The sequence below is a fragment of the Moorena sp. SIO4A1 genome, assembly GCF_010672065.1.
Lineage (GTDB): Bacteria > Cyanobacteriota > Cyanobacteriia > Cyanobacteriales > Coleofasciculaceae > Moorena.
Window position 1 is genome coordinate 215,984 of sequence record NZ_JAAHHX010000009.1, and the last position, 14,673, is coordinate 230,656.

Here is a 14,673-nt window from a genome sequence, read left to right on the forward strand (position 1 = left end):
TATCAGAACTAATCAAGCCAAGTTTTCGATCAATTGGAGCGAATTATCAAGAAGTGTTGAACATTCTAAACATTCAACACTTCTTGAAACTTAATAATAGGTTCCCGACTTACGATGATGCAGGGCAGTTACTCCATCAGATAGCACCTTCCCATTTTTAACTACCCCATAAACTAGCCAGTGGTCACCACATTCCATCCGATTTTCTACAGTACATTCCAAATAAGCTAGGGCATCACTTATAATTGGACAACCATTTTCTGCTTCTTCGATCTTTATCCCACCAAATCGTTCTTCACCAGGGCCAAAGGGTTTGAGAAACTGCTTCATCAAGGGTAAATGTTTCCCATCTTCTAACACATTCAATACAAAGTTATCCCCACTGTGCATCAAAGACTCAATGGCTCGTTCTTTAGCTACCGCTACGGTTAATCCTGGAGGGGTAAAGGTAGCTTGAGATACCCAGGAAGCTAGCATCGCTCCGGTCAGGTCTTGTTGTTTAGTAGTCACAACACACAACGAACCAATCAACCGTCCCACCGCTTGCTCAGTGCGGGCAGCAGAAGACTCACCAGCAGGTTGCTTAGGTTTCCGGGCTTTTTTGGCTTTTTTCAGGGCTTGAGCAAAATCTGTACCAGCTTCTTCACAGTATTTGAGGTCTTTGTCTGTAGGCTTAAATTTCACCCGAATCGTCTCAAAGCCAAACTTGTAACCCGCATCCCGGAACTTATTTTCTAATAGGTCAATGGCTTCCCCACTCCAGCCATAGGAACCAAAAACACCCGCTAGCTTAGTTTTCGTAGCGCTAGATAAAACCATACCCAAAGCGGTTTGAACCTGGGTTGGTGCGTGACCTCCTAGGGTAGGAGAACCCATGATAAATCCGTCTGCTTTCTCGACAGCAGCTCCAATCTCTTCCGGTTCAGCTGCTTCACAGTTCAGGGATTCTACCGATACACCAGCTTTAGTGATACCTCGTGCGATCGCTTGGGCAATCGCTCCAGTATTGCCGTAAGCTGAGGCATAAATTAGGGCAACATTGGCCTCTTGAGCTTGTTGTTGCTTACTCCATTTCCCATAGGACTCAGTCAGTTCTTGAAAGCCATAGCGCACCAAGGGTCCGTGACCGGTAGCATAAAGCTTAGCATCAAAGTCTGCTAATTTAGCTAAAGCTGTTTCCACCTGTCGGGCGTGGGGTGCCATCAGGCAATCAAAATAATAGCGTCGGTCTTCGTTATAAACCTTCCAACCTTCATCCATTACCTGGTCTCCACAGACATGAGCACCAAATAATTTATCTGTAAATAGGATTTGAGTTTTAGGATCGTAGGTACAAAGCTGATCAGGGAAACGGGGATTAGGGGTAGGGATAAAATCTAGGATGTGACCTTCACCTAAATCGAGAGTATCATCCCCTTTCATCACCAGGATTTTGAGCTCCTGTTCTGGAATAGCTTTATCCTCTAGTTTCTCAAACAGAGTACGCAAAGATTTAGCACCAGGATTGGAGCAAACAAAGGTAATCTCAGGAGCAAGTTTGAGCAGAGCATTCAGAGTAACCAGGCGATTGGGATTGAGGTGACCGAGGATGACGTAATCGATCAGCTTCGGGTCAAGGCGTTCTTGTAATGCTTTTAGAAACACCTCTGTAAAGGATTCTCCTGGTGGATCAAATAGGGCGATTTGATCAGCTCGAATTAGAAAAGAATTAGCAGTGGTGCCTCGTTGCAAGGCATATTCGATTTCAAATTTGAGCCGGTCCCAAGTACGCGATCGCAATATGATCGTATCGGTCGCAATATGCAGGGGTTGGACGTCACGGGGTTTTGTATTGTTCATGGGTTCAGGTTATCAGGCAGGTTATCAGGTTGAAAGTTATCAGGTTGAAAGTTATCAGGTTGAAAGTTATCAGGTTTAATGTTATTTGGTTTAAGGTTGTTCGCGTAGCGTGGCCGAAAGGCCAAGGTTTAATGTTATTTGGTTTAAGGTTGTTCGCGTAGCGTGGCCGAAAGGCCAAGGTTTAATGTTATCAGGTTAAAGGTTGTTCGCGTAGCGTGGCCGAAAGGCCAAGGTTATTTTGTTAAAGGTTGTTCGCGTAGCGTGGCCGAAAGGCCAAGGTTATTTTGTTTAAGGTTATTTGCTTGAAGGTTATTTGCTTGAAGGTTATTTGCTTGAAGGTTGTTCGCGTAGCGTAGCCGAAAGGCCAAGGTTATTTGATTGAAGGTGACAGGTTATTTGATTGAAGGTTATTTGGTTTAAGGTGACAGGTTATTTGGTTTAATGTTTAAGGTTAATCGGTTTAGGGTTAATCGGTTTCAAGTTAATCGGTTTCAAGTTAATCGGTTATCTTCTGATCAAAACAACCTTCAACCTTCAACCAATCAACCTTCAACAATTCAACCTTCAACCTTGGCCAAAAGGCCACGCTACGCGAACAACCTTCAACAAACCAACCTTCAACCTTCAACAAACCAACCTTCAACCTTCAACAAACCAACCTTCAACAAACCAACCTTCAACCTTCAACAAACCAACCTTCAACCTTCAACAAACCAACCTTCAACCTTCAACAAACCAACCTTCAACCTTCAACAAACCAACCTTCAACCTTCAACCAATCAACCTTCAACCTTCAACCTTCAACCAATCAACCTTCAACCTTCAACAATTCAACCTTCAACCTTCAACCTTCAACAATTCAACAATTCAACCTAATGTTTAGTAATGATTTCCCACTTTCCGATGGTGGATAGCAGTCAGAGACTCTGGCTTAGAAACCCTTCCGGTCTCAACGGTAGAGTAAACAATCCAATGATCACTACACTCCATACGGGTAGTAACTTTACACTCTAGATAGGCTAGGGCATCGCTCAGAATCGGGGAACCGTTTTCTGCGGTTTGTGTATTCACCCCTGCAAAGCGGTCAGCACCAGGTTTGAAGCGCTTGAGGAAGTGTTTCATTAAATCTTGGTAGTTGCCTTCTTCGAGTACATTGAGTACAAAGCGGTCTCCCACTTGCATCAAGGATTCAATCGCCCGGTCTTTGGCTACAGCAATGGTGAAACCCAAAGGCTCGAAGCTAGCTTGGCTCACCCAAGAGGCTAACATGGCACTCTTGATATCCCCTTTCTTGGCCGTGATGATATATAATCCACCACTCAGGCGACCTAGGGCTTTGTCTAGGTCTGTATCTAGGGATTTCATGTTCTTGATCAAGCGATCGCGACTCAGCCATTGCCCCATGTCAGTACCAGCTTCTTCACAAAGCTTGTAAATGGTTTCACTAGGAGTGTCTTTGATCCGAATCGCAGGAAAGGCTTCTTTGAGTCCTAGGCTTCTAAATTGACTGCGTAGGGGGTCAATCGGTTCGTCATCTTCGCCATAGGATTCAAACAGACCAACGGATTGCTTGGATTTGACCGCAGCAAGTACCGTGCTAACTGCTGCTGTAGTGGTGCTGTTTGTGGTTGGAGGCATGCCAATCACTATGCCAGCAGCACGGTTAACTGCTTCCTGAACCTCTTGGGGGTCAGCGGATTTGAGGTCCATCATCTCCACAGCAATCTCAGTTTTGGTAATGCCTAGGGCTATGGCTTGAGAAATGCGATCGCTATAGCCATAATCTGAGACATAAAACACAACAACCGATTTTTCTGCCTTGGCCTTAGCTTGACTCCAGTCGCGGTAATTTCCTACCAGTTGTTCTACATTGTGGCGCAGTAGAGGACCATGACCATTAGCAACAGTAGTCACCTCTCCCAACTTGTCCATCCGCTTGAGAGCAGATAGCACTGAACGGGCGTTGGGAGCCATCAGGCATTCGTAGTAAAATCGATAATCTGCTTCGATAGCGCTGAGGTTGTCATCATAGGTGCTAGCAGAGCAATAGTGCATGCCAAATACATCACAAGTATACAGCACCTTAGTCCCGGCATCGTAAGTGAGCATGGTGTCGGGCCAATGGAGATTAGGGGCATTAACAAAATCCAGGATATGCCCATTGCCCAAATCCAGCTGATTACCACTTTTGACAATTTGCCGCTGAAACGGTTGGTGTACAAAGTCTTCCAGAAACTGAATCGCCACTTTTGAACCAACCACAGTAATATCTGGAGCCAGTGCAAGGATATCTTTAACTAACCCACTGTGGTCTGGTTCGGTATGGCTGATAATTAAGTAATCAATATCGGTAGGGTTAATTAGTCCGGTTAGAGTATCTAAATATAGCTGGCGGAATTTTTCATGGGACGTATCGACCAAGGCAATTTTCTCGCCCCGAATCAGATACGAGTTGTACGTGGTGCCGTTTTGTAGTCCAAATTCGATGTCGAAGCGATCGCGATCCCAATCCAAAGAACGAATAGTTGTGGTATCTGGAGCAATCTCGCTAGTCTCTATGGTTAGCCGCTTTTGAACCCGGTCAGTGAGTACTACCATCCCTTTACTCCTTTATCCGCTATTTTTAAGTTATGTAACTTTTCTTTATTTTTACACAAATATTTGCGAAAGCTGGATTAGGATATGCTATTGCTCTGATTTAGGATTTATTATGGTTCAGTCACTACCAATAGCTGATAGCTAACGCCCTAGGCTCATGCTACCCTTGCCAGCTATCAGCTATTCATGGTCAATGCTTTAGGGATGCTCAGCAGTAGTGAAGACTTGGATGAATTTCTGGAACAGTCGATTAAAACGATTTTGTGCTGCACCAGCTGATAGTTCTGGCACAGGAGACTGTTTGCCAATGATTCGTTCTAGTTCAGGGATAACGTCAATGATGACTTGACCGTTTTCTCTTCCGGAACAGGGATTTTTTCCCACTGTGACTAGTCTTCCCAAAAAAAGAAATCTAGAATCGATTAGGCAAAGAAAAAGGCAAATTTATTTCCCCGACTCCCGACTCTCGACTCTTGCGCAACCCAAAACGAAAGTACCTCACCGAATTGATAACTGCTATATGACAACTAAGGCAAACAGCTTTTTAGGATTAGTGATTGGCAATTCCCGGCTACATTGGGCTTGGTTTGTGGATAACACCCTGAAAAAAGCCTGGGATACCAACCATCTAACCCCAGCAGCTGTAGCGCAGTTAATCAAGGACTGGAGGTCTAATGTAATGTCAGCGGAAATTTTACCACCCCAGTTAAAAGCTCAGGGTAAAGACCCATCCAAGCCATTACCGCTTTATATTGCTTCAGTAGTACCTGCCCAAACAGCACTCTGGCAAAACTATTCCGATACTACAATATTGACCCTGGAAGATTTACCCCTTTCCGGACTATATCCCACCCTAGGCATTGACCGGGCCTTGGCCGTATTTGGTGCTGGTCACAGGTATAGTTATCCAGTTTTAGTTATTGATGCTGGTACTGCTCTAACCTTTACTGGGGCTAACCAAAACCTACAGCTAATCGGAGGGGCGATCTTGCCAGGATTGGGATTACAGTTACAGTCTCTAGCACAAAACACTGGAGCATTACCTGCGATTGAACTACCAGCTCAGTTACCAAAGCGTTGGTCACTGGAGACATCAGAGGCAATGGCAAGTGGTGTTGTCTATACAGTATTGGCTAGTATCCGGGATTTTATTGAGGATTGGCAAAGCAAGTTTCCCAACAGTCAGATTGCTCTGACTGGCGGCGACTCTGAGCAGTTAGTTACTTATCTCCAATCCCAATTTCCTGAAATAGCGGCTCAGATTATTGTTGATCCTTACTTAATCTTTTGGGGCATGTTGTCAGTGGTTGGTGGTTAGTTGCTCCAGCGACTTTTAATCAGATCAACTTGCGTTGTGTTCCAAAGCACCCTGTCATCTGGTTTCTCAGTGACTAACCAGATTGATCTACACCGGCAAGTTAATCATCTGTGTAGGCTGCACGAATACACTAGGCAACGGTGATATTACCCTCAAAATAGTCCTGTAACTGGCGGTCATGGTCATGGCTGAGGTTTCCCTTAGGGATAGCTTCGGGATCAAACGCCTTGACTTCACTAATTTCCAATACGTCCTGTACCTCCATAGTTCCGTTGACATCGGCTTCTACCAGAATACAGATAGAATGGACTCTGGGGTCTCTTCCTGGTGCTGAGTAAACCCCAACTAACTGGCGAATCTTGAGCAACTCAAGTCCAGTTTCCTCGAATAATTCCCGTTCGATAGTCGTTGGAATATCTTGACCCCAGTTAACCATCCCTCCTGGTAGAGCCCACTTACCATTGTCACGACGTCGAACTAGCACAATTCGCCCATCCGGCAAGAGTGGAATGATGCTCGTACCGGTAATAGGATGTCGAAATATAATCCCGATAACGGTTTGGACAAATTGCCATAATCTTCTCATGTGATGATAGGGCTGTTGAGTGTGTGTGTTGCTTTTACTGACTGCTATGATAGACATTATGGATGCAAGTTCGGTAACGTCAGTGATTGAAAAGTCCATTGTGATGCAATTCAACGTTGAACGTCTGAGTAGTTAACAGCTAGGAGCCTAAGGAATACCTGACCGGTTCACAGGCAAAGCACTTGTGTTTAAATATCTGTCTTGATGCAAAGCGCGAGGGTCGGAAACCCCCTGATGAAGGTGCTGCATCGCTGTAATAACCAGGGTAGATATGCACCAGTGCTTCGCCCTCTCACCGACCTTCATCTGAACATGTTCGATCAGATGGACAACTCTAAATGACTATATACATTGGCAACCTAGATTATCAGGTTACCTCTCAAAACCTACAGGAAGTATTTGAGGATTATGGTACAGTATCAAAAGTAGCAGTTCCTAAAGATAGGGAAACCGGTCAAGGGCGTGGATTCGCTTTTGTTGATATGGGGACACCGGATGAGGAAGATTCGGCTATTGCTGAGCTAGATGGTGCACAATGGATGGGACGTTATATGCGCGTCCGTAAAGCTAGACCAAAGACTAACGACAACGACAACAATCGAGGAAATCGTAGTCGCAGTCAGTTCTAGAAACAGTAGGCTTCGAGGACAATCAAGAAGTCTGGTGTGGTCAAATAACTATTTGACTTTCCCTTGGGTCACATGGGTAACTTAAATAAACCAAGCTGAATTTATTGTAAGACTTGGGTTTGATAGTGTTTTTGTTTTTTTATCAATGAGGTAGACATGGCAAAGCGCCGCAATCTAAAAAAGGAAAAGGCGCAGCGGAATCAAGCTTACGCCCGTAAGTTTCGGAAATCCAAGCGTAATACGGGCCGTTTTTCCAAAAATAGACGGTACGGTAGCAAACCTCCTAAGTCGGAGGAAACAACAACAGAAACTAACCAGGATAATTACCAAGGTGGTACTGGTGCGATGTAAGGAGTCAGCTGATAACTGACTCCTTACATCCGATGAGGTAGCTACCCGAGTTGATTAACGACTGTCGATGTAGAAAGTCGATTTAGAAAATTTAGGAGTATCGAGTCAGGAGCTTCGAATCAGAATAAGTCAAGGTTAGTAAACAGCACAAGAAAATGTCGCAGAGTCTACCAAAAACTCTTATTATTTGTTAGACTTAAATTAGGGTAACACCGACAGGGATTATTATGTAACTTAAATTAAAGCCGAAAACCAAGGGTTTAATAGTTGCGCTGTAATCCCGGTGGAACCAAATTTGTTGACATTTTTATGGCGCTCGCGGGATATTCCGTCAGAGCGGAGATACCCCCTGGATGTGAAAGCATCTTGCCTTGGCGGGCTAAAGTTTATCTTGGTAGACTTTGGTAGCTAAAAAGTATCGGTTATGTTATTGGAATAAACAAAAGTCAAAGTATGTTTTAAGCCAAAAACTAACTAAAAAATCTTACTTCTGATCCGAAGTTTCCCGCTCCTAACTTCCCTATTATTAAGTAGTTTTGTACTGGTGCAAGATTGACCTACGGTCACGCTACGCGATTAGCCCGAAGGGCGTTGGCTAGCGAACGACAAGATCTAAGATTAGAGATAAATTAGCGATCAATCATTATTATAAATTAGGCGATCGCATGCATCCTGAATCCCTCGCCTAACCTGGTCAAAACCAGTGCCACCATAACTATTCCGACGAGCTACTACTTGAGTAGGGGCAATGGCTTGATAAATATCCTCTGCAAAGGCTGGATGCAACGCTTGCCACTGTTCGAGGCTCAAATCCTTCAGTAACTTCCCGGATCCCAAACAACCTCTGACCACCTTACCCACCAGATTGTAGGCTTCCCGAAACGGAACCCCTTTTGAGGCTAAATAGTCAGCGACATCGGTAGCGTTAGAGAAATCTTCAGTAACTGCTGATGCTAAACGTTCGGTACGAAATTCTAACCCTTCCTGCCAGAGAATGGTCATGGCTTCCATACAGGCTTTGATAGTGTTAACGCTATCAAACAGTGCTTCTTTGTCTTCTTGCAAGTCTTTGTTGTAAGCCAAAGGTAGCCCTTTCATCAAAACTAACAACCCTTGTAGATGACCAAAGACACGACCAGTCTTACCTCGTACCAGTTCGGGAACATCAGGATTTTTCTTTTGGGGCATGATGCTAGAACCAGTAGCACAACTATCCAGGAGAGTAACAAAGCCAAATTCCTGAGATGACCAGAGAATGATTTCCTCTGACAATCGGCTCAGATGTACCATGATCAAACTGGCAGCACAGAGGAATTCAATGGCAAAGTCGCGATCGCTTACTCCATCGAGGCTATTACCATAAATTCCTTCAAAATGCAAGGTTTCTGCGGTATGATGTCGGTCAATGGGGAAGGTAGTCCCTGCTAAGGCTCCACAACCGAGGGGTGAGATATTCACCCGCCGTCGGATTTCCCCTAAACGCTGCCAGTCCCGCTCTAGCATTTCTACGTAAGCTAACAGGTGATGGGCTAAACTGACTGGCTGAGCCCGTTGCAGGTGAGTATAGCCAGGAATCAGGGTTTCAACATGAGCTTTGGCAAGATTGAGCAAGACCTCTTGGAAGTGACGTAACTGGCTACGAATCTGATCAATCTGCTCCCGGAGGTAGAGTCGGGTATCCGTACCAACTTGGTCATTACGCGATCGCGCTGTATGTAGCTTCTTGCCAACATCACCCACAATATCAGTAAGGCGGCGTTCTACAGCTAAGTGTACATCCTCCGCATCAACACCAGGGTTAAATTTTCCTTGGTGGTATTCTGAGCGGATTTGTTCTAAGCCAGCTACTAGCTGCTGAGCTTCCGACTCAGAAATAATGCCAGTATGGGCAAGCATCTTGGCATGAGCCACAGAACCAGTAATGTCATACTCAATCAGTTCTATATCAAAGCCGATACTGGCATTGAAGCAAGCAATTGCTGGATGTAACGCTGATTCAAATCGCTGACTCCAGGTTTTTTGCTCAGTCACAGTTTTGGAAACAAGATAAAGGACAAAAGACGAGTTAAACGAAGTTAGATTTAGCTTGTAGGGTGGGCAAAAACATTTTGGTTCAAATGAGTCTTCTAGATAAGATAACTTTGCCCACCCTACTTTAATTGGTATTTTTTTTACACGCAACTCCCTTAGCTTGTAGGGTGGGCAAGAACATTTTGGTTCAAATGAGTCTTCTAGATAAGATAACTTTGCCCACCCTACTTTAATTGGTATTTTTTTTACACGCAACTCCCTTAGCTTGTAGGGTGGGCAAAAACATTTTGGTTCAAATGAGTCTTCTAGATAAGATAACTTTGCCCACCCTACTTTAATTGGTATTTTTTTTACACGCAACTCCCTTAGTTAAACGAAGTTAGATTTCTGAATAAGTAACCAACAACTAAGCCAATCACCAGCGCTGCAGCCTGACCAGAATCAATAAAGTTTTGCCAGGCCGTCTTGATTTGACCAAGTACATCTGGATCTTCAATAGTTTGAGCCAAAACTAGCCCATCGATGGGTAACTGAGAGTTCAGCCATCCCAAGACATCAGTCCAATCGCTAATGCATAAGAACGGAACTATTACTGTTTGTATGCCTACAATCACCATTGCTATGATTTCCTATACCTTAAATCTTTTAGTGAAACCTTGATTTTACCTGCATTACGACCAGTGTCATATCATCTCCGTTAGTTGTTGTACCAGTAAACTGCTGAACTTGCTCAAATAGGTAATCTAAAATTTCCTGAGCACTATGACTATGTTCACAGGCCCACTGGAAGCTTTGGGTGAGATTTTCCTCATCAAAGCGATTGCCATTGAGATTGGCTGCCTCGGTCACCCCATCAGTGTAGTAAATAATGGTGTCCCCTGAATCGAGCTGCACTTGAGAGTCTTCGTATTGAGAATCAACTTCTAAACCAATCAGCATCCCTGCGGTATCCAAGGGTTTGATAGAACGGGTTGATGCCTGCCACAACAACGGGGGATTGTGAGCGGCATTACTATAGGACAAAATCTTGGTTTTGGGGTCGTACTCAGAATAAAACAGGGTAACGAACCGATGGGAATTTTCCAAGTCAACATACATAACCCGATTCAAGTGTTCGAGAATGCGTGCAGGGGAGTGACCGTTTAGTACTTCTGCCCGCAGCATTCCCCTGGTCATGGTCATAATCAACCCAGCCGGAACCCCTTTGCCCATCACATCACCAATCACAATGCTCCAAGGTAAATAAGCGCTGTGCTCATCAGTGACGTTACCATCCCCGGAGTTTTTGGGTCCGAGCTGGTCGTAGTTGGTGGGAATGAAATCGTAGTAGTCACCTCCGACACGGTTAGCGGTTTTACAGAAAGCCGCTAATTCCACACCTTCAATTTCAGGGCATTGGCGCGGTAGTAGGCGGATTTGGATATCGGCACCAATTTCTAACTCTCGATCTAAGCGTTCTTTATGGCGTAGCTCAACTTTAAGTTCATCATTAGCGATCGCTACTGCAGTTTGGTCAGCCACTAACCTTACCAACTTCTGTCGTGTCGGTGTCCAGTTATATTGTGGGTCATGGCTAAAGATATACAAATGTCCTTGTTCAGCATTTTTAACCAGAATGGGAAGACTAAAAAGTTTGATATTGGGTTCAAGATAATCCCTCAAGAGTTTATCAAAGGATGCCTGAACCAGTTTCAAAGAGGTTGGTGTGTGCTGAGAATTCTCCCCTTGGCCATTAGGACTCGTAACTTGGCGGGTGGTCTTTTCTATCGCTTTACGAATAGTCTGACCCACCTGAGGGTTCTGGTAGTGTAGGTCAGAGCGTTGTACCTGACCATCTCGATTAAACAAGATTAAAGCTCCCCCATCGGCATCACTGACCCGTGCTGCCATTAGAGGAATTAACTCTAAAAACTGATTGAGATTGTTGAAGCTGCGTAAGGCAAACCCCAATGAGCTTAACAAATCTTGAACCTTGTGCTGTTCTCGATAAAGACGTGCCACCAGTTCTTTGAGGGTGGACACAGGGTTTTTCTTAGCAGCAGCATAGGAGCTGGTGCTATTGGTTGAACTTGAGGGTTGGTGGGGAATAGGCAGTGCTGTCATTGCATCAGGTGTTAGGAGCGTTACCAGTTATGCTGCACAAACCATCAGGTTAATCAGGAGTTAGAACAGATGTCTACTCAGGTTTTGTCAAGCAGCTGTTGCTGAAACTGTTGACCTGTGAAGCCTACGATGGCTGACCCTGAATCTTCACGGTAGTTTTGCTTGGGTATTGATTCAACCATGTAGGATAACTAGCGCAACAGTATGGCATCCTACAGTAGCACTGATTGCCATTTTTAGCTATTAGGGAAGTCCCAACCAATCATTCCAACTGACCTGATTTGTCTAATGATAGCCCTAATTACACGGAATTTTATTCAGGGAATGTCCTGAGAGGGCTGATGCATTAATTAATATCAACCGATGATTCCACGTTTCAAAAATTTCTTTATCATACTAGTTTTATAGGAATAGTTTAGTAAGTTAACTGATAAATAAGTTTATTATTACTCCTGAAGCGGCATCTCTGTTAGGAATCTCGTCTAGACGATTGCGACAACTCCTGAGCTCTGGCCGGGTCAGAAGTGCTTATAAAACCGGTAAATTCTGGATTATTCCCCTGTTTAACCATCTGCCTCAAATTACCAAAAAATTTGGGTAATCGCGCCCCGTCCTTCCAAGACGGCTTTGTGCTAAGATAAAGACATGACAAAAAAATAGTATTCTAGATGAACATGATCACAGAATAAGTAGACAGTGTAAAAAACCTGTTTTGAGATAATCAGGTTGCACAATCAAGTCTAACGATTTGGAAGTCTATGAAAGTCTAAGATCACTAAAAAAATGTTTATCTTAATTTGTTAATTAGTAATGGTACGGTGGGGCACACCGAAACCTAGGTTATAAACCAAATACGCTTGTGGAGAGGCGACCTCTATTTTCCCTGGCTCCGGCCTGGTTAAACAAGTCACCCCATTGTTCGCGTAGCGTGGCCAAAGGCCAAGCAAGAATCCCCGTCCTTCTAGGGGGGGGAGTGTCAACAGAGGCAGACGTGGCCCAAAGGGTAAGTGGCGTAAAAATCGTCCTCCGGCTCTAGCTAAGATCAATGTCAACCGCAATCACATTGGCTCGAATATGCACAAAAGTCCCAAAGACCGGAAGCCAGTGATTTCAGTAAAACGAAGCGGCAACAATCTATACGGAAACGAGGTAGAAATCCTCGGTCCATGTCGGATTGTCTATCAGCCTGATAACCCACTCGATTGTGGCGCTCGTCTGTGGATCGAAACCTTCAGTGATATCCACTTCATCGGTGGCAGTTTTCCCGCTAGTAGCTAATTACCAATTACCGATTTTTCTCTAATAGACATTCTGCAGCTTCTAGCATATCTGCAGCAATATCTCTGAGGTCTTGCCGATTCTCTAGATATGTCGATAACGCATCCATCGGATCAATACTGTTACCTATACCCAGTTCCGGCAACCGGGGACGGGCTAGCTGGCTGACTAATTCTGGGCGAATGGTATAGTGGTGAGCTGCCCTCAAGGATTCATGTATCGCAGTATTGTCAATTAGGTCGAGCTGCTCAGAACGTAGCTTGTAAATCAGCCGGACTATAGCGTCTTTAATAGTTTCGTTACCAATAGCGTTTAGTAAAGTACTTTGGGGATCATCTGCTTCAGCAAGGTTGACCTCAATGGTACGGAAGGGACGCACTGACAAGGGACAAAATTCCCACTGAACGCGACCTTTGGACAGCTCAATCATGACATAACCTTTGTCTTCCTTCTCTTCACTGAAATCGACCCGCTCAATACTGCCAGGGTAAATGACTGGAGGGTCATTGGAGTGGTTGAGATTCTGGTGATGGTGGATGTGTCCTAAAGCTACATAATCAAAGCAGGGTCGAGTCAGTAGCGAGAGCGGAATAGTAAAACCTTTACCAACTGCTAGGAAGCGCTCTGCACCAAATCTAGCTTGGTCTGCCATTAAATGACCTAATAAGACCGTTGGCAGGTTTGGGTCAAGTTTACGAATTTCTGCTTCTAAGATTGGCTCAAGCCGTGAGATCAGGAGTTGGTTAACCTCGGCTAGGGTTAGACCTTCGGTGTCTGGGCGACTGAGAAGGGTGGAGTTGGTTAGCCACGGTAGAGTAATTACCTGTACCAAACCATTGTCGGTTTGAATCTTATGAGTTTCGATGCTATCCCCTACTACAAATCCAGGCACGCCTAAGGTGCGATAAATACATAAGCTAGCACCTCCTTGTCCTTGGGAGTGTTGGTCGTGATTTCCTACTAGTAAAACTGTAGGAATGTTTGCATCTACTAAGCGGCGAAATTGATTGGCAAAGGCTTGTTGAACATAGGGTGGTGGTGTGGCATCGGGAAAGGCATCACCGCCAAAAAGAACTAAATCCACAGGTTCGGCAATGGCTCGGTCAATACATTTAGCTAGGGTATTGACAAAATCTTCTAAACGTGTGTTGATTCCAGTAGCAGGGTTGATTCGTCCATGGGAGAAGCCACTACCCATGTGGATGTCAGATAGGTGAAGAATTTTTATCATTGGCGATGATACTATTACAAAGTAGACATGATGAGATTAGGAAATAGCAATTAACAATTTTTAAATTGCTATTTTCCTATTAATATCTATAGTCACTTTTTGATTTTTGAAAACATCCCTTTGGTTATTCGTCAAGAATTTCAGATAGAGCTTGATGGATGACCTGTTTTTGCTCAGAATCGTATCTCCAGCGCTGCAGAAATTCTTGGTAGTTGCCAACTCCAGTAAGGGCGCTTTGCCTTAACTGTTGGGCAATGTCAAACAGGCTTGGCATATTTAGTTGTTTAATGAGATTAGCACTACGCGTTCGCGGAGCGGCTCCTACGGAGCATCGCACTCGGTCTGATCCTTGAGCCATGTCTTCTTTACCATTGCGGCGATGGTTCAATCCCATTGCCGCTGACATAGCTAAATTTTTGACTAACAGTTCCGCTACGATTTCGGGGGATGACTCTAGAGCTGTGATCACCTCTGGTGAGGGATTGTCGGCTAAGGTGCTGTCACTGGTAAGGTAGGTGACAAAGAAACCTCTAGCACCATTTTTAGTTTTGACTAAGGATGCGTTCGCGAAGCGGCTCCAAAGGAGCATCGCATCGGTAATTTCTGGCGATGTTAGTTCCCCTGTTGCCATTTTGGTCATTATCGATTCCGTGAATGCGATGGCATTATCAAAGGTTACGGTTTCTAGAATCTCCATGGCATTTATCAG

16 protein-coding genes and 2 pseudogenes are annotated in these 14,673 nt (G+C 44.5%); 6 read left to right on the plus strand and 12 right to left on the minus strand.

The features are described 5' to 3' along the window. Window positions 1–90: 90 nt before the first annotated feature. From F6K53_RS10300 to F6K53_RS10310, 3 genes are all read right to left on the minus strand, one after another. Window positions 91–1,839, minus strand: coding sequence for a diflavin flavoprotein (locus tag F6K53_RS10300; RefSeq protein ID WP_293080584.1), 1,749 nt, complete (start codon window positions 1,837–1,839; stop codon window positions 91–93). Next, entirely contained in the window at window positions 1,836–1,964 is a 129-nt protein-coding gene (locus F6K53_RS10305) for a hypothetical protein (RefSeq protein ID WP_293080587.1), read from the minus strand. Before F6K53_RS10305 ends, F6K53_RS10300 begins: the two co-directional genes overlap by 4 nt. Before the next feature lie 108 nt (window positions 1,965–2,072). Beyond that, complete coding sequence (locus F6K53_RS10310) at window positions 2,073–2,207, minus strand: hypothetical protein (protein WP_293080590.1); 135 nt, start codon at window positions 2,205–2,207, stop codon at window positions 2,073–2,075. A 73-nt stretch (window positions 2,208–2,280) separates the two neighbouring features. On the opposite strand from F6K53_RS10310, the gene F6K53_RS10315 reads away from it, so the two are divergent. Further along, window positions 2,281–2,715, plus strand: a complete 435-nt coding sequence (locus F6K53_RS10315) for a hypothetical protein (protein WP_293080593.1) — start codon at window positions 2,281–2,283, stop codon at window positions 2,713–2,715. 3 nt (window positions 2,716–2,718) lie between these two features. Here the strand turns inward: F6K53_RS10315 and F6K53_RS10320 are convergent, their stop codons facing one another. Next, window positions 2,719–4,437 carry a diflavin flavoprotein gene (locus F6K53_RS10320; protein WP_293080596.1) on the minus strand — a complete coding sequence of 573 codons (1,719 nt, stop codon included), beginning with the start codon at window positions 4,435–4,437 and terminating at the stop codon, window positions 2,719–2,721. 198 nt (window positions 4,438–4,635) lie between these two features. Continuing rightward, window positions 4,636–4,821, minus strand: coding sequence for a hypothetical protein (locus tag F6K53_RS10325; protein ID WP_293022092.1), 186 nt, complete (start codon window positions 4,819–4,821; stop codon window positions 4,636–4,638). Window position 4,822: 1 nt separating this feature from the next. Between F6K53_RS10325 and F6K53_RS10330 the strand changes: the two genes are divergently transcribed. Continuing rightward, entirely contained in the window at window positions 4,823–5,755 is a 933-nt protein-coding gene (locus tag F6K53_RS10330) for a pantothenate kinase (RefSeq protein ID WP_366511341.1), read from the plus strand. Between the two features lie 130 nt (window positions 5,756–5,885). Here F6K53_RS10330 and F6K53_RS10335 read toward each other — a convergent pair whose 3' ends face one another. After that, window positions 5,886–6,341 (minus strand): NUDIX hydrolase, encoded by a 456-nt coding sequence (locus tag F6K53_RS10335; protein WP_293042828.1) that lies wholly within the window; start codon window positions 6,339–6,341, stop codon window positions 5,886–5,888. Window positions 6,342–6,679: 338 nt separating this feature from the next. Here F6K53_RS10335 and F6K53_RS10340 point away from each other — a divergent pair, with 338 nt between their 5' ends. Together F6K53_RS10340 and F6K53_RS10345 are read left to right on the plus strand one after the other, a co-directional pair. Next, window positions 6,680–6,970, plus strand: a complete 291-nt coding sequence (locus F6K53_RS10340) for an RNA-binding protein (RefSeq protein WP_293022087.1) — start codon at window positions 6,680–6,682, stop codon at window positions 6,968–6,970. A 156-nt stretch (window positions 6,971–7,126) separates the two neighbouring features. Next, complete coding sequence (locus tag F6K53_RS10345) at window positions 7,127–7,321, plus strand: hypothetical protein (RefSeq protein WP_293042819.1); 195 nt, start codon at window positions 7,127–7,129, stop codon at window positions 7,319–7,321. Window positions 7,322–7,957: 636 nt separating this feature from the next. Here the strand turns inward: F6K53_RS10345 and argH are convergent. From argH to F6K53_RS10360, 3 genes are all read right to left on the minus strand, one after another. Beyond that, entirely contained in the window at window positions 7,958–9,352 is a 1,395-nt protein-coding gene (argH, locus tag F6K53_RS10350) for an argininosuccinate lyase (protein WP_293080633.1), read from the minus strand. A gap of 365 nt (window positions 9,353–9,717) precedes the next feature. Further along, on the minus strand, window positions 9,718–9,969 hold the full coding sequence (locus F6K53_RS10355; protein WP_293022083.1) for a hypothetical protein: 252 nt from the start codon (window positions 9,967–9,969) through the stop codon (window positions 9,718–9,720). Between the two features lie 28 nt (window positions 9,970–9,997). After that, window positions 9,998–11,455, minus strand: a complete 1,458-nt coding sequence (locus tag F6K53_RS10360; protein WP_293022082.1) for a PP2C family protein-serine/threonine phosphatase — start codon at window positions 11,453–11,455, stop codon at window positions 9,998–10,000. 430 nt (window positions 11,456–11,885) lie between these two features. Here F6K53_RS10360 and F6K53_RS45780 point away from each other — a divergent pair. After that, a pseudogene (locus F6K53_RS45780) lies at window positions 11,886–12,044 on the plus strand (DNA-binding protein); the annotation flags it as partial. Between the two features lie 211 nt (window positions 12,045–12,255). Here F6K53_RS45780 and F6K53_RS10365 read toward each other — a convergent pair. Beyond that, window positions 12,256–12,507 (minus strand): hypothetical protein, encoded by a 252-nt coding sequence (locus tag F6K53_RS10365; RefSeq protein WP_293080601.1) that lies wholly within the window; start codon window positions 12,505–12,507, stop codon window positions 12,256–12,258. On the opposite strand from F6K53_RS10365, the pseudogene F6K53_RS10370 reads away from it, so the two are divergent. Beyond that, window positions 12,437–12,733 (plus strand): annotated as a pseudogene (locus tag F6K53_RS10370) (DNA-binding protein); the annotation flags it as partial. The gene F6K53_RS10365 and the pseudogene F6K53_RS10370 overlap by 71 nt on opposite strands. A 7-nt stretch (window positions 12,734–12,740) precedes the next feature. Here the strand turns inward: F6K53_RS10370 and sbcD are convergent. Next, window positions 12,741–13,964 carry an exonuclease subunit SbcD gene (gene sbcD, locus F6K53_RS10375; protein ID WP_293080603.1) on the minus strand — a complete coding sequence of 408 codons (1,224 nt, stop codon included), beginning with the start codon at window positions 13,962–13,964 and terminating at the stop codon, window positions 12,741–12,743. Window positions 13,965–14,088: 124 nt separating this feature from the next. After that, window positions 14,089–14,661 carry a hypothetical protein gene (locus tag F6K53_RS10380; RefSeq protein ID WP_293072369.1) on the minus strand — a complete coding sequence of 191 codons (573 nt, stop codon included), beginning with the start codon at window positions 14,659–14,661 and terminating at the stop codon, window positions 14,089–14,091. Window positions 14,662–14,673 lie beyond the last annotated feature (12 nt).

What these genes read in the sequence shown, in the direction of transcription:
- F6K53_RS10355 (WP_293022083.1), bottom strand. Translation starts at nt 9,969, where the DNA reads ATGGTGATTGTAGGCATACAAACAGTAATAGTTCCGTTCTTATGCATT.
- F6K53_RS10315 (WP_293080593.1), top strand. Translation starts at nt 2,281, where the DNA reads ATGTTTAAGGTTAATCGGTTTAGGGTTAATCGGTTTCAAGTTAATCGG.
- F6K53_RS10360 (WP_293022082.1), bottom strand. Translation starts at nt 11,455, where the DNA reads ATGACAGCACTGCCTATTCCCCACCAACCCTCAAGTTCAACCAATAGC.
- F6K53_RS10340 (WP_293022087.1), top strand. Translation starts at nt 6,680, where the DNA reads ATGACTATATACATTGGCAACCTAGATTATCAGGTTACCTCTCAAAAC.
- F6K53_RS10300 (WP_293080584.1), bottom strand. Translation starts at nt 1,839, where the DNA reads ATGAACAATACAAAACCCCGTGACGTCCAACCCCTGCATATTGCGACC.
- F6K53_RS10380 (WP_293072369.1), bottom strand. Translation starts at nt 14,661, where the DNA reads ATGGAGATTCTAGAAACCGTAACCTTTGATAATGCCATCGCATTCACG.
- F6K53_RS10320 (WP_293080596.1), bottom strand. Translation starts at nt 4,437, where the DNA reads ATGGTAGTACTCACTGACCGGGTTCAAAAGCGGCTAACCATAGAGACT.
- sbcD (WP_293080603.1), bottom strand. Translation starts at nt 13,964, where the DNA reads ATGATAAAAATTCTTCACCTATCTGACATCCACATGGGTAGTGGCTTC.
- F6K53_RS10345 (WP_293042819.1), top strand. Translation starts at nt 7,127, where the DNA reads ATGGCAAAGCGCCGCAATCTAAAAAAGGAAAAGGCGCAGCGGAATCAA.
- F6K53_RS10335 (WP_293042828.1), bottom strand. Translation starts at nt 6,341, where the DNA reads ATGAGAAGATTATGGCAATTTGTCCAAACCGTTATCGGGATTATATTT.